10 protein-coding genes are annotated in these 14,202 nt (G+C 67.8%); 4 read left to right on the forward strand and 6 right to left on the reverse strand.

The genetic code is table 11. The features are described from left to right. Nucleotides 1-11 precede the first annotated feature (11 nt). From AC3WL7_RS14050 to AC3WL7_RS14065, 4 genes are read right to left on the reverse strand one after another with little or no spacing between them, the layout of a single operon-like run. Entirely contained in the window at nucleotides 12-449 is a 438-nt protein-coding gene (locus tag AC3WL7_RS14050; protein ID WP_492750961.1) for a hypothetical protein, read from the reverse strand. Next, nucleotides 446-1,780 (reverse strand): phosphatase PAP2/dual specificity phosphatase family protein, encoded by a 1,335-nt coding sequence (locus AC3WL7_RS14055; RefSeq protein ID WP_492750963.1) that lies wholly within the window; start codon nucleotides 1,778-1,780, stop codon nucleotides 446-448. The genes AC3WL7_RS14050 and AC3WL7_RS14055 overlap by 4 nt, the downstream gene beginning before the upstream one ends. Next, complete coding sequence (locus tag AC3WL7_RS14060) at nucleotides 1,780-3,531, reverse strand: bifunctional alpha/beta hydrolase/class I SAM-dependent methyltransferase (protein ID WP_079223780.1); 1,752 nt, start codon at nucleotides 3,529-3,531, stop codon at nucleotides 1,780-1,782. Before AC3WL7_RS14060 ends, AC3WL7_RS14055 begins: the two co-directional genes overlap by 1 nt. Nucleotides 3,532-3,565: 34 nt before the next feature. Continuing rightward, complete coding sequence (locus AC3WL7_RS14065; protein ID WP_492750966.1) at nucleotides 3,566-4,183, reverse strand: CDP-alcohol phosphatidyltransferase family protein; 618 nt, start codon at nucleotides 4,181-4,183, stop codon at nucleotides 3,566-3,568. 212 nt (nucleotides 4,184-4,395) lie between these two features. Here AC3WL7_RS14065 and purH point away from each other — a divergent pair, with 212 nt between their 5' ends. The 4 genes from purH to purD are packed head-to-tail and all read left to right on the forward strand — an operon-like array spanning nucleotide 4,396 to nucleotide 9,251. Further along, nucleotides 4,396-5,979: a bifunctional phosphoribosylaminoimidazolecarboxamide formyltransferase/IMP cyclohydrolase gene (purH, locus tag AC3WL7_RS14070; RefSeq protein WP_295521501.1), complete on the forward strand. Its 1,584-nt coding sequence runs from the start codon at nucleotides 4,396-4,398 to the stop codon at nucleotides 5,977-5,979. A 16-nt stretch (nucleotides 5,980-5,995) separates the two neighbouring features. After that, nucleotides 5,996-6,862, forward strand: a complete 867-nt coding sequence (locus tag AC3WL7_RS14075) for a hypothetical protein (protein ID WP_492750969.1) — start codon at nucleotides 5,996-5,998, stop codon at nucleotides 6,860-6,862. 16 nt (nucleotides 6,863-6,878) lie between these two features. Next, complete coding sequence (gene rhuM, locus AC3WL7_RS14080) at nucleotides 6,879-7,910, forward strand: RhuM family protein (RefSeq protein WP_492750971.1); 1,032 nt, start codon at nucleotides 6,879-6,881, stop codon at nucleotides 7,908-7,910. A gap of 54 nt (nucleotides 7,911-7,964) precedes the next feature. Then, entirely contained in the window at nucleotides 7,965-9,251 is a 1,287-nt protein-coding gene (purD, locus tag AC3WL7_RS14085) for a phosphoribosylamine--glycine ligase (RefSeq protein ID WP_492750973.1), read from the forward strand. A gap of 101 nt (nucleotides 9,252-9,352) precedes the next feature. Here the strand turns inward: purD and rpoH are convergent, their stop codons facing one another. Together rpoH and AC3WL7_RS14095 are read right to left on the reverse strand one after the other, a co-directional pair. After that, on the reverse strand, nucleotides 9,353-10,228 hold the full coding sequence (gene rpoH, locus AC3WL7_RS14090) for an RNA polymerase sigma factor RpoH (protein WP_492750975.1): 876 nt from the start codon (nucleotides 10,226-10,228) through the stop codon (nucleotides 9,353-9,355). A gap of 298 nt (nucleotides 10,229-10,526) precedes the next feature. Next, nucleotides 10,527-14,192, reverse strand: coding sequence for a TonB-dependent receptor (locus tag AC3WL7_RS14095; RefSeq protein ID WP_492750977.1), 3,666 nt, complete (start codon nucleotides 14,190-14,192; stop codon nucleotides 10,527-10,529). Nucleotides 14,193-14,202 lie beyond the last annotated feature (10 nt).

Consider the following 14,202-nt stretch of genomic DNA (forward strand, 5'->3'; position numbering starts at 1 on the left):
GACACCTCCGCTCAGGTCTGCGGCCACAGCACGGCCAGCAGCAGCACCGAAAACTGCAGCAGCGTGGCCACGTACTGGCGCACCAGCAGGCGGCGCATGCCGATCCAGCGTGCCTCCCAGCCGCGCACGGGCGCCTGCGCATCGCGGCGGCGCAGGCCGGCGGTGTGCAGGACCGCGTCCACCCGCTCGGCGGCGGCATCGCCCTGCAGGTGTTCGCGCAGCAGCAGCTGCAGCAGGCTGGCGTCCAGCTGCACCCGAACCGCGTAATACGCCTGCACCACGCCCACTGCCACGCTCAGCAGCAGCAGGCCGGCGGCGAACATCGCCAGCCCGGGTTCCACGCCCAGCAGCAACAGCGCCACCAGCAGCAGGCCCAGTGACAGCGCAGCGGGCAGCCGGCCCTGGCGCAGCAGCAGGTGCATCATCGGCAGATCGGCAGCGGTGCTCATGCGGTGCTCTCCGGTGCGGCGGCGGCCGCGATGGCCTGTAGATGAACGTCATGCAGGACGATGGACGGCCGCGCGGCACGCACCCGGGCCACGGCCTCGGCGGCGCTGCAGACCCGCCCGGTCCGCAGCAGCCAGGTGGCTACGCTGGCCGCGCTGCGCGAGTAGCCCAGCGCGCAGCACACCAGCAGCGGCCCGTGCGCGCGCAGGCGCTCGATCGCCTCGGCAGCTTCGGCCAGCTGCGCGGGAGACGGCACCACCAGGTCCAGCATCGGCACGCTGGCATAACCCGCGCCCGGCGCGTGGCAGGACAGTTCGGCGCAGGTATCGACCACACCGCGCAACGGGGCAGGCAGTGCCGCGCAGGGAATGCGTCCCAGCCACACCCCGCCGGCCACCTCCACCGGCTGCGGCGCACCGCGCGTCCACAGCCGCGAATTGATCCAGGCCGCGGCCAGGTACGGTGCCAGCAGCCAGCGTGCGGCCATGGTCAGCCGCCCATCGACGCGCTTCTGGAACACCGCCGCGCCCAGCCCGGCATAGGCCAGCGCCACCAGCAGCAGCGACACCACCGGCCACAGCAGCCACAGCGCCGCGCCCCCCAGCAGCAGCACCGGCACCAGCAGCGCCGCCGCGCCCAGCAGATACAACGAGGCCAGGCGCCAGCGCTTTGGATCGCGCGCCGTGCGCCACGCCCGCAGCGGCGGGTTGCCCTGCTCCGGCCACAGCCACACGCACAGCCAGCCGGCCAGCAGGCCGGTGGGCACATCGATGAAGTGGTGCTGGAAGGTGGTCAGCACCGAAACGCCGATCAGCAGCGCCCACGCGTGCAGCAGCCAGCGCCATGCGCCCTGCAGGTACTGCGCGTACTTCACCCACAGCACGATCAGCAGCACGATGTGCAGCGACGGCGCCTGGTTGAACGGCTTGTCGAAGCCCAGCAGCACATCGAACAGCCAGCCGAACACGCCGCCGATCTCCGGCCGTTCAAAGCTGAAGCGCAGCGGCCACAGCAGGAAGCAGGCCACCGCGATGACCTGCGCACTCAACAGCCGCAGCGCGTGCCGGTCCAGCTCGAGGCGCTGCCGGCACAGGAAGAACGAGATCGCGTAGAACAGGTCGATCGACCAGTACGGCACGATCGTCCACGGCACGAACGGGATGTGCGCTTCCCAGGCGAACGCCATCACCGGCAGCGCGGCGTGGCGCCCGGCCATCCAGTTGGCGAAGCCATAGCTGGCGAAGAAGAACGGACCCAGCAGCACCAGCCACAGCAGGGCGCGCCGCCAGGGGCGCCCCTCCGCAGCCAGCGGGGTTGCGGCCAGCGTCGCCATCACGCGGTCCGGCGCGCCAGCGACACGGTGAAGATGCCGAATTCGTCGATGCGCTGGGCCACCTTCTCGAACCCGGCCAGGCGCACCAGCTCGTCCATTTCCTGCTGGGTACGGCGGCGCATCACCCAGGCTGCACCGCCCCGGTGGCTGGTCAACGCACGGGCGATGAACTCCAGCTGCGGGTGCCAGGGCTGGCCGGTGTAGGCCAGATAGCCGCCCACCGGCACGGTCGCGGCGATGCCCTGCAGCGAACGCAGCACCGCATCGTTGTCGGGGAACAGTTCGTACAGGCCGGAGACCACCGCCAGCGTCGGCGCCGGGTCGACCTGCGCCAGCTGTGCCGGGTCGAACGCATCGCCCTGCTCGAAGCGGGCGATGTCGGCCGCGCCGAGGCGCTCGATCAAGGCCTGGCCCTGGGTCACGTTCAACGCGCTGAAATCACGCAGCACGATGCGTTCGGCGCGCTGCTCGCCCTGGCCCAGCGCTTCCAGCACGTAGCGGCCATGGCCGGCCGCCACGTCCAGCACGCGCACCGGCGTGCCCTGCCCGCGCAGGCGCTGGGCGGCATCGCGCAGCAGTTCCTGCAGGTGCTGGCCGCGGATGCGGATACCGCGCCAGCCGATCGCATCCAGATAGTTGCGGTCGACCATGCGCCCCAGCGGGCCCTTGCCGCGCGCTTCGTCGCGGTAGATGTAATCCAGCGTGCTGCCCGAATCGAAGCCGGTCTGCAGGCCCAGGGCGATGCCCTCGGAGAGCGTGCCGCCGACCCGCAGGCCGCCACGCACCACGCGCCAGCGCAGGTCGGCCAGGCTGTTGCGCTCCGGCGGCCAGGCCAGGATTTCCGATTCTTCGAAGGTCGGCCCGTGGCGGTGCGCATCGCGGCGCGACAGTTCGCGCAGCGGCTCGGCGAAGCGCGCCTGGATGAAGCTGCGGATGCGCGCCAGCGCCGGCGCGCGGTCACGTTCGCCCAGCGTGTCGTGGAAGAAGCCCGGCAGGTGCACGCGCTCCTTGATCGGGCTGGACAGGCGCTCGTAGAAGCGGTCCTGCGGGCCACGGTGCACGACGAAATCCGAGCCGGAAACCAGCAGCTGCACCGGCACACTGATCGCCTGCGCATCGGCGACGATGCGGTCAGCGGCCTCGTACAGGCCCAGCAGCACGCGCACCGAGATCGGCCGGGTGATCAGCGGGTCGGTGCGGTAGCTTTCCACCCGCGCCGGATCGTGGGTCAGCCACTGCGGCTTGACGTAGCTGTTGACGAAGAAGTTGCCGCGCAGCTTCTGCATCAGGCCCAGCCCCGCCCGGGCGAACGGCACGTACAGCTTCACCTTGAAGGCCGGCGAAGCCATAACCAGTGCGCGCAGGCGCGGCGCGTAGTCGTGCACCCAGGTGGCGGCAACCACGGCGCCCACGCTCTGCGCGATCACCACGATGTCCTCCACCGCGATGCCATGCTCGGCACCGATGTGGGCGATGAAGCTGTCCAGGTCACGCACCAGCGCCGGGAAACCCGGGGCATCACCGCGCGCGCCCGGCGAACGGCCGTTGCCGCGTGCATCCCAGGCGAAGAAGGCGGTGTCGGGCAGATCCAGCTCATCGACCAGGTGGGTGACCCGCCCGGAATGTTCGTGGCCGCGATGCAGCAGCACGATGGCCCTGGCCGGCGTGGTGGTCGTGGTGCTCGCCCAGTACCGGTAGAACAGCGGTACCTGGTCGAAGCTGTGGAATTCCCGTTCCTGCGCCTGACGCATGCAATCTCCAGATTGTCTTGTTGTTTGTCGTTGATTACTGCGGCGGAAGCGCCGCTTCCTGCAGCCCGCGGCGGACGCGGTTGATCATCGTCAGCACGCACAGTGCGGCCATGGCCGCAGCCACGCCAGTGACCGTCATCGCGCCGACCCACCCGAACGCCAGCAGCAGGCCCAGCGCCCCGATCACGAAGGCGCGGTCGCTCTTGCCCATCGGGCCGTCATAGCGGCGGCTGGCACCGACCATCAACCCCAGTACGCCGGCGTATTCGCTCAGCGCCGCGGTCCAGGCCAGCAGCCACAGCGCCTCGGGGCGCACGCCCGGCACGCTGAGCAGGCTCAGGTACAGCGCCGCATCGGCGATCACATCGCACAACTCGTTCAGGTAGGCGCCCAGCTTCGACTGCTGGCCGAACTCGCGGGCGAGCATGCCGTCCACGGCGTTGAGCGCCATGCGCAGCAGCATCCACAGCGGCAGCAGCAGGTACAGCAGCGGCTGCGCGGGCGCACAGCACCACACGGCGGCAGCCACCAGCAGCGAGACCACGGCGGCCGCCACGGTCACCATGTTGGCGGTGATGCCGAGGCGGTAGAGCCCGCGCACGGCCGGACGCAAGAGGTCCTGGAAACGTCCTTTCAATGCATAGATCGACACGATCTGAACCCGCAACTCCTTGGCAGTTCCGGCACAGCCTACCTGATCAGGGCAGCGCCCCCCATCGAATTGCTTGCGGATGGCCACCGGCCGGGCTGTGCCGAAGGCGGCCGCTGGCCGTCACGGCCGACGGATGTTCCCTGTCGGCGCCCGCCACCGGCCCCCACGAACTACAATATCGGCCCCGCTCCGCTGCCGATTGCCCTGTCCCCATGACTGCTGATCTGTTGCCCGTCCGTCGGGCCCTCCTCTCCGTTTCCGACAAGACCGGCCTGGCCGAGCTGGCCACCGCGCTGGCTGCACGCGGCGTGGAGCTGCTGTCCACCGGCGGCACCGCCAAGGCCATTCGCGACATGGGCCTGGCCGTGAAGGACGTGGCCGACGTCACCGGTTTCCCGGAAATGATGGATGGCCGGGTCAAGACCCTGCATCCGATGGTGCACGGCGGCCTGCTGGGCCGTTCGGGCCTGGATGACGCGGTGATGGCCGAGCACGGCATCGGCGCCATCGACCTGCTGGTGCTGAACCTGTATCCGTTCGAATCGGTCACCGCCAAGGCCGACTGCACCCTGGCCGACGCGGTGGAGAACATCGACATCGGCGGCCCGGCCATGCTGCGCTCGGCGGCCAAGAACTTCGCCCGCGTGGCGGTGGCCACCGACCCGTCGCAGTACGCCGAACTGCTGGCCTCGCTGGAGGCCAACAACGGCCAGCTGTCGGCCAGCACCCGCTTCGCGTTCTCGGTGGCGGCGTTCAACCGCGTCGCCCAGTACGACGCGGCGATCAGCAACTACCTGTCGGCGGTCACCGCCACCGACGCCGCCGTGCCGGCCCGTGCCGAGTACCCGGCGCAGATGAACTCCACCTTCGTGAAGGTGATGGACCTGCGCTACGGCGAGAACCCGCACCAGAGCGGCGCGTTCTACCGCGACCTGTACCCGGTGCCGGGCACCCTGGCCACGTTCCAGCAGCTGCAGGGCAAGGAACTGAGCTACAACAACCTGGCCGATGCCGATGCGGCGTGGGAATGCGTGCGCCAGTTCGAGGCGCCGGCCTGCGTCATCGTCAAGCATGCCAACCCGTGCGGCGTGGCCGTCGGTGCCGGCAATGGCGATGCCTACGAGCTGGCCTACGCCACCGACCCGACCAGCGCCTTCGGCGGCATCATCGCCTTCAACAAGCCGCTGGACGCCGCTACCGCGAAAGTCATCCTCGACCGCCAGTTCGTCGAAGTGCTGATCGCCCCGGACTACGAGCCGGCCGCGCTGGAATACGCGCAGAAGAAGGCCAACGTGCGCGTGCTGCGCATCCCGCACGGTGATGGCCTGAACAACTTCGACAGCAAGCGCGTGGGCTCGGGCCTGCTGCTGCAGTCTTCCGACAACCGCGGCATGACCCGCGATGAGCTGAAGGTGGTGAGCAGGCTGGCACCGACCGACAAGCAGTTCACCGACCTGCTGTTCGCGTGGAAGGTGGCCAAGTTCGTGAAGTCCAACGCGATCGTCTACGCCAAGGACAACCGCACGATCGGCGTCGGCGCCGGGCAGATGAGCCGCGTCTATTCCGCGCGCATCGCCGGCATCAAGGCGGCCGATGCAAACCTGGTGGTGGAAGGTTCGGTGATGGCGTCCGATGCGTTCTTCCCGTTCCGCGACGGCATCGATGCCGCGGCGGCCGCCGGCATCAAGGCGGTCATCCAGCCGGGCGGTTCGATGCGCGACGCCGAAGTGATCGCCGCCGCCGACGAACATGGCCTGGCCATGGTGTTCACCGGCGTTCGCCACTTCCGCCACTGATCCTGGAGCGACACGGATGTCCGCAGTTTCGATCAAACCCCTGCTCCTGCCCGCGCTGCTGGGCGCGGTCCTGCTGGCCGGCTGCAAGCCGGCCGCCCAGCCGGCACCCGCCACTGCCCCGCACGCAGAGACGCCCGCCGCGGGCAGCACCGCAGCGGCCGGGCATGCCAGCCGCACCGCGCGCCTGCAGGCCTTCCTGACGGCGCGCTACGGCAAGGACGCACAACTGTCCGGCGACTGGCGCGGCAGCTGGGCGCAGGACGGTGACAGCCGCCCGGTGGACTGGGCGGTGTGCGCCGAGCAGCCGGTGGTGAACGGTGACAGCTGGCAGCAGCTGCTGGCGGTGTGCGGCGAAGTGGCCGACGCCGGCCATGCCGACGCGGGCACCATCGACTTCTACGTGCTGCGCCCATCTGGCGATGGCTTCGAGGTGGCGGCCGAGCTGACCGGCGGCACCTATGGCAGCAGCGGCCGCCCGGGCAGCGTCGAGATCCTGCGCTTCGGCAGCGATTTCTACGGCTTCCGCAACGTCAGCGGCTGGTACGGCCAGGGCTACTCGCTGCAGACGCAGAGCTTCATCCTGCCCGGCCCGAACGGTCTGGTGGATGCCGGCAGCGTGCGCAGCCACATCGACAACAGCGCGGCCTACGACTGCGATGACGCCGAGCAGGCCGAAGACTGCCGCACCCGCATGTTCGACATCGAGTTCGAACTGCGCATGGACGACAGCAACCGCAGCGCGCGCATCTGGCCGCTGCTGATCGAGGAAACCGGCAGCAGCTGTGGCGGCACCAACGTGCGCCGCACGCACCGCTTCACGCTGGACCCGAAGACCTGGACCTATTCCTTCCCCGACGCGCTGCAACGCGAGGGCTGCGAGTGAGGCACATCGACCGGCCATGAACAGCTCCCTCGGCGAACTGATCCTCTACCGTACCGACGATGGCCGGACGGAGGTCCACCTGCGCGCTGCGGAGGGGACGGTGTGGATGACCCAGGGCGAGATGGCCGAGCTGTTTGATACGACCAAGCAGAACATCAGTCTTCACGTCCGGAGGATCCTGGAGGAAGGGGAGCTTCCGGCCGATTCAGTTGTCAAGTTTGACTTGACGACTGCTGCCGATGGCAAGCGATACAGGACGCAGCTTTATCGACTTGAGCTGATCCTGGCGGTCGGATTCCGGGTGCGCTCCCCACGCGGCCGCCAGTTCCGGCGCTGGGCTGGCTCGTCGCTGGCCGAGTATCTGGCCAAGGGCTTCCTGCTCAACGATGCTCGACTGAAGGACGCCGAACGAGCCGACTACTTCAAGGAACTGCTGCGCCGCATCCGCGATATCCGCAGTTCGGAGAAGCGGTTCTATCAAACCCTGCGCGATCTGTTCAAAGCCAGCAGCAGCGACTACGACGGCACTGCGCAGACGGCCAAGAGCTTCTTCGCCACCATCCAGAACAAGCTCGTCTACGCCGTCACTGGCCGTACTGCTGCCCAGTTGATCGTTGAGCGCGCGGACCTTGATTCGGCGACGCTCGGTCTGACCCATTGGCAAGGCGAGCGCATCAGGAAATCCGATGCCGTGGTTTCCAAAAATTACCTCGCTCAGCAAGAGCTGGAGCAGCTCAATCGCCTGGTGACCATGTTCCTGGATTTCGCGGAGGACCGCGCCGAACGCCGCATCGAGATGCGCATGGCCGACTGGCTGACCCAGACTGATCGATTCCTCGATTTCAATGAGCGCGCGATCCTGGAAGGTGCGGGCCACGTCTCGCACCAGCAGATGGAAGCGATCATTGCCGAGCGCTACGGGGTGTTCGATCAGCATCGCCGCAGCAAAGAACTGGGCGAGGCCGAGCAGGAGGCGATCGATGACCTGCGCCAACTCGAAGCTGAAGCAAAAACACTGACCAACCCTGCGCTGAAGCGCGAGGATTGAGCAGTTCCCCTCCATCGTTCTCCCTCCTGATTTCTCCGTTCGGATACTTCCCACATGAAGAAGATTCTTGTCATCGGCTCTGGCGGCCGCGAACACGCCCTGGCATGGAAGCTGGCCCAGTCCTCCCGTGTCACCGAAGTGATCGTGGCGCCCGGCAATGCCGGCACCGCCACCGAAGACAAGTGCCGCAACGTGGCGGTGAAGGTGACCGACATCGACGGCCTGCTGGCGCTGGCCCAGGCCGAAGGCGTGGCGCTGACCGTGGTCGGCCCGGAAGTGCCGCTGGTGGCCGGCGTGGTCGATCGTTTCCGCGCTGCCGGCCTGCGCATCTTCGGGCCGACCGCCGCCGCCGCGCAGCTGGAAGGCAGCAAGGCGTACGCCAAGGATTTCCTGGCCCGCCACAACATCCCCACCGCGTTCTATGCCGTGCACACCGAGGTGGACGCTGCGCTGGCCTACATCCGCGAGAAGGGCGCACCGATCGTGGTCAAGGCCGATGGCCTGGCCGCTGGCAAAGGCGTGATCGTGGCGATGACCCAGGCCGAGGCCGAGGACGCGGTGCGTGACATGCTCTCGGGCAACGCCTTCGGCGATGCCGGTGCGCGCGTGGTCATCGAAGAATTCCTCGATGGCGAGGAAGCCAGCTTCATTTCGATGGTCGATGGCGTGCACGCGCTGCCGATGGCCACCTCGCAGGACCACAAGCGCGTGGGCGACGGCGATACCGGCCCGAACACCGGCGGCATGGGCGCCTACTCGCCTGCGCCGGTGGTGACCCCGGAGGTGCATGCCCGGGTGATGCGCGAAGTCGTGAACCCGACCGTGCAGGGCATGATCGCCGATGGCATCCCGTTCACCGGCTTCCTCTATGCCGGTCTGATGATCGATGCCAGCGGCGCGCCGAAGGTGATCGAGTTCAACGTGCGCTTCGGCGACCCGGAAACCCAGCCGGTGATGCTGCGCCTGCTGTCGGACCTGGTGGACCTGGTGGAAGCGGCCATCGATGGCCGCCTGGACGCGGTGGACGCGCAGTGGGATCCGCGCCCGTCGCTGGGCGTGGTGCTGGCCGCCAGGCCTTACCCGGAAGCGCCGATCACCGGTGACGTGATTTCCGGCCTGGACGCCGTGCCCGCCAACGCCAAGGTGTTCCATGCCGGTACCACGCTGGATGCGCAGGGCCAGGTGCTCAGCGCGGGTGGCCGCGTGCTGTGCGTGGCCGCGCTGGGCGACAGCGTGCGCGACGCGCAGGCCAATGCCTACGCCGGCGTGGCCAACGTGACCTGGGCCAACGAGTTCCACCGCACCGACATCGGCTGGCGCGCCATCGCACGCGAGGGGTGAGGCCCGCGCGGCGTCAGTAGATCCACGCCATGCGTGGATGAGCCCCACAAACAGAAAGGCCCGGCATAGCCGGGCCTTTCTTCATTCCAACGCCACCCCGCTTACGCGGTGAACAGCGCCTTCATCTTCTTCAGCGCGTTCGCTTCGACCTGGCGGATGCGCTCGGCGGACACGCCGTACTCATCGGCCAGTTCCTGCAGCGTCACCTTGCTGTCGGCATCCAGCCAGCGGCGGTGGATGATGTCGCGCGAGCGCGCATCCAGCTCGGCCAGGCCTTCGCGCAGCAGCTGCATCTGGTTGTCTTCGCTGTCTTCACGCTCGTAGGCCATCGACGGATCTTCGTCGTTGGACACCAGGAACGCAGCCGGCGACGGCGGGGCGTGGTCGTTGTCCTCGTCGGTCGGCGCATCGAAACCGATATCGCGGCCGGACAGGCGCGACTCCATTTCCATGACCTCGCGCTCGGACACGTTCAGATCCTTGGCCACGGCGCTGACTTCGGCCGCGTTCATCCAGCCCAGGCGCGTCTTCGACTTGCGCAGGTTGAAGAACAGCTTGCGCTGCGCCTTGGTCGTGGCGACCTTGACGATGCGCCAGTTCTTGAGGATGAACTCGTGCATCTCTGCACGGATCCAGTGCACGGCGAAGGACACCAGGCGCACGCCCATGTCCGGGTCGAAGCGCTTGACCGCCTTCATCAGGCCGATGTTGCCTTCCTGGATCAGGTCGCCCAGCGCAAGGCCATAGCCGTTGTAACCGCGGGCCACGTGCACCACGAAGCGCAGGTGCGAGTGCACCAGCTCACGTGCGGCGTCCAGATCGTCACCGTCGCGGAAACGACGGGCCAGGTCCTGTTCGTCATCGACCGACAGCACCGGAATCTGGTGCACGGCACCGATGTAGGCATCCAGCGAACCGAGCGCACTGGGAATCGGGAGATTGTTTGCCACAAGGGCAGTAGAGGTGTTCTGGCTCATAGGGGCTCATCTTAGCAGTCCGGCTTTTGGACTGCTAAAGCGGGAGGAAGTTCCAGTGTTCCGTCAACGGAACAATGGGCGATTCAACATCCCTACCCTATCGCGTATTGATGACAATGGCGAGCAGGCTCGACCATGGTCGAATACCAGCAAAATCAATCACTTGCCCAGAATAAAGTGCATGAATGGTCGTTTTGGGCCGCAAAATCCCATCGGCCCACCCCATTCAGCCCGGCAATGTTGCCGGTCGTTCAGCCCAGCCAGGCCGCGAGTCCCACGCCATGCGTGGCAGGCGACGCTAATAGTACCCGGCCATGTTCAGGAAGAAGCCCTTCTGGTCGTACATCAGCTCGGTCATGTCATCGCTGAACTCGGTGAAGTTGTAGCCTACGCCGACCTTGAAGTTCTCGCCCACGCGGCGGTCCACGCCCAGCAGCCAGCCCTTGCGCACGCCGCCATCGCGCACCTTCAGCCAGCGGTGCTCGGCCAGCCCCTCCCACTGCGCGAACAGGCGGTAGCGCAGCTGCAGGGCCGCGAAGTCGGCGCGGCTGTCCAGCCAGGCGCCCTCGCCACGGCCGGTCCGGTAGTCGCCCCAGCGCGAGGCCAGCTTGGCGGCCATCTCCCAGCGCTCGCCGATCTGGCGGATGCCTTCCAGCGACAGCACCTGCGAGCGCTGGTCGTACAGGTTGCCACCTTCCTGGCCCAGCGAGGCCACGTCATAGAGGTAGGTGAACTTGCCGAAGCCGGCCCAGCGCGTGTTGTCGTGCGGGCGCCAGGCGAAGCCGACGTTGGTCTCCACCAGCTTGGCATCGGCCACCGGGTTGATCCGGTCCTGGGTATCGGCGTAGTTGGCGCGCAGGGCGAAGCGCCAGTCCTCGTTGAGCTTGTACAGCAGGCGGTTGGTGGTCACCCACTGCTCGCGCTGCTCGGCACCGCTGTCGCGGCGGTACTCCAGCTTGCTGTTCCACTGCGCCACCGCATCGGTGCGGCCACCGCTGACGCTGTACGCGCGGCGGTTGATGCGGCCCACGGTGGATTCCAGCTCGCCATCCATCAGGGTGAAGCCCAGGTTCCAGCCCTGCGCCGGATAGAAATCCATGCCGAAGGTGTGCACCAGGCCCGCGCTGTCCTGCCGGCGGTCCTTCAGGTACTGGCTTTCGTTGTAGACGTTCACCTGGTTGCTCAGGCGCCAGCGCTGGCCGACTGTCCAGCCGCTCTGCAGGCCACTGTCGAACAACGGATCGGTGCCGGTGCGGTCGGTGCTGTAGCTGTAGCTGCCGTAGAGGCTGTGGTCGGGCGCCATGCGGTACTCGGCATCGACCTTGCCGCCATGGCCGCGGCTGCCGCCACTGAGTTCGGCACCCACGCTGCTGCGGTCGCCAAACAGGTAGCGCGCGCCCAAGGTCAGCAGGTCGTTCTTCTCATAGGCGCCGCCGTCATCGTCCAGGGTCACCTGGCCGGTGCCGTACAGCTCCCACGAGGAACCGAAGCGCTGGCGGTAGCCGATCGCCGCCAGCAGCGCCGAGACATCCTGCAGTTCCTGTTCCTCGCGCACCCGGCGCAGTTCGCCGGTCAGCTGGCCATCGTTGCCCAGCCGCCATTCGGCGGTCAGCTGGCTCTGCTCCAGCGCCAGTTCGCCCTGTTCGGTGCGGGTGTGGCGGCCGTACAGGCTGAAATCATCGGTGAGGTAGCCGAGGAATTCCGCGCCGTATTCCTGGACCGGAAGGCCGGTGTCCTGGCGTGCCACCGAGAAACCGGCGTCGACGTCGCGCCACCATGCGCCCAGGCTCCAGTCCTGGCTGGTCCAGCCCAGCTCGCGCAGGTTGGCGCGGGCTTCCACCGCCGAGGCCTTGCCCGAACGGCGGCCTTCATAGGGGTTGCGGCGGATGAAGCTGAGGCCGCCGTTGTCCGAATAGAACACCGGCGCTGCGGTGGCATCGGTGCGGGTCTGTTCCATCTTCAGGTAGGTGCCGCGGCCCGCCTGCAGGGTCAGGTCGGCACCCTTCAGGCTGTAGTTCTCGCCGCTGCGGTTCTCTTCCACCCAGGTGCCGCCCACCGCGACGTGATCGCCGATCCACTGGCGGCCGCGCGCGCCATAGGTCACATCGTCGCTGCTGAAGCCCAGCGGCACGTATTCGTAGTCCACCAGCAGCAGCTGGTCGTAGCCATCCAGCGGCATGTCGCGGGTGATGCTGCGCACGTTCTCGCGGGTCAGCTGTGCCAGCGGGCGGGTCAGGATCAGCCGGCCCTGCAGGTCGTCAATCTCGTAGTCCACGCCTTCCTGCAGGGTGGCGCGGGTTTCGGTGCGGCCGGTGGTGCGGTCGCGCACTTCCAGCACCACCTGTTCCGAGCCCGGCAGCAGATCGGTGTGGCGCAGGTAGTACAGGCTGCCGCCCGTGCCGAGGAATTCGCTGTGGCCCGGCGCCGACTGCGCTTCCGAACCGAACACCTTCAACTGCGAACGCGCTTCGCCCAGCGGCGTGGCCGACAGCGAACGCCAGTTCAACGCGCCGCCGTACAGCGAACGCACGTACTGGCCGTATTCGGTGCCGGTGATGCCGGTGGCGAAGTTGCCCCACAGGGCCTGGCTCTGGTCCCAGTCCACGCGCAGGTACAGGCGGCCCTGGGTATCGACATCGCGGTAGGTGGTGGAGTCATCACCGTACACCGGGTAGTACAGGTCCGGATCGAGGCGGCGGAACACATCCTGCGCATCGGCGCGGCTGAAATCGCGGAACAGGTACTTCAGTTCGCGGTCCTGGGTGTCGGCCTGCGCCGTCACCAGGTATTTGCCGCGCATCTTGCCCTTCAGGTAGAACGCCAGCCGGCCTTCGCTGAGGAAGCCATCGGTGTCGCGGTCATCGGCGGCCAGCGGCTGCACGTTGCCGCTGGCACTGTTCTTCGACAGGGTGACATCGGCAATGGCCACCAGGAACAGGTAGCGGCCGGTCACGTCCACGTCCAGCTGGCGCTGCGCGGACGGTGCATCGCGCGATTCCACCCGCACGTCATAGCGGTGCTGGCCGACCGGCTCCAGGAACTCGGCAGCGAACTTCTGCTCCAGGTCCACCGGGAAATCCTGGCCGTTGATGCGCACCCGGCTGTTGGGTTCCAGGTTGCGGCCGTACAGGCGCACGCGCGAGCCGTGGATGGGAATGTTCTGCAGGCGCAGCATGCTCTGCCCGTAGATGCTGTTGCTGACCTGCAGGTCCTGTGCGCTCGCCCCGTCCAGCGCCTGGCCCAGGGTCTTCTGCACGTTGTCACGGGTCACCTGCAGGCCACGGTCGAAGTCGGCCGGGGTGACCAGCTGGATGCGCTGGATCTGCGTTTCATCAAACGAGCCGCCGGCGCCGTACGCGCGCGCCACGTAGATCAGTTCATCGCCGGTGCGCAGCTTGAACTGTTCCGGCACGGTGCCATCCCATTCGGCATCGCCCACGTAGTCGGACGGCAGCTCGATGCGCGCCAGCGGCGTCACCAGATCGGTATCGGTGCCGCGGTACAGGGTGACTTCCAGCTTCTCGATGAAGGAGGCGTAGTTGTTGTAGCTGTGGAAGCGCAGCGGGCGGATCACCCGGCCGTTTTCGAACGGTACGGTGGCGGCAGCCTGCACGCTCAGGCTGGGCGGCACCATGCTCGGGTCTTCGGTGGCCCACACCACGCCGCCGTTGGGCAGCTCGGCCATGAACTGGCCACCGCGCGCGGACACGTCCGGGGTGACCGCCGGTGCCAGCGGCACGCTGCCGGCGGCGGACGGATCGGCTTGGCCCGGCAGTGGCAGCAGCGGCGTGTCGGCGTCATCACCGATCCGCAGCAGTTCGCCGTCGTCGCTGCGGCAGGTGTCACCCTCGCAGCGCACGTCACTGGATGCCATCGGCGCGGCCTGCTGGGCCAGTACCGGGGGGGCGGCCAGCAGCAGGGCGAACACGCTGCAGGACATCGCATGGGGAAGCAGGGCTCGCACGATCAGGGCA

This window comes from Stenotrophomonas sp. FW305-3-2-15-E-LB1 (assembly GCF_058787375.1).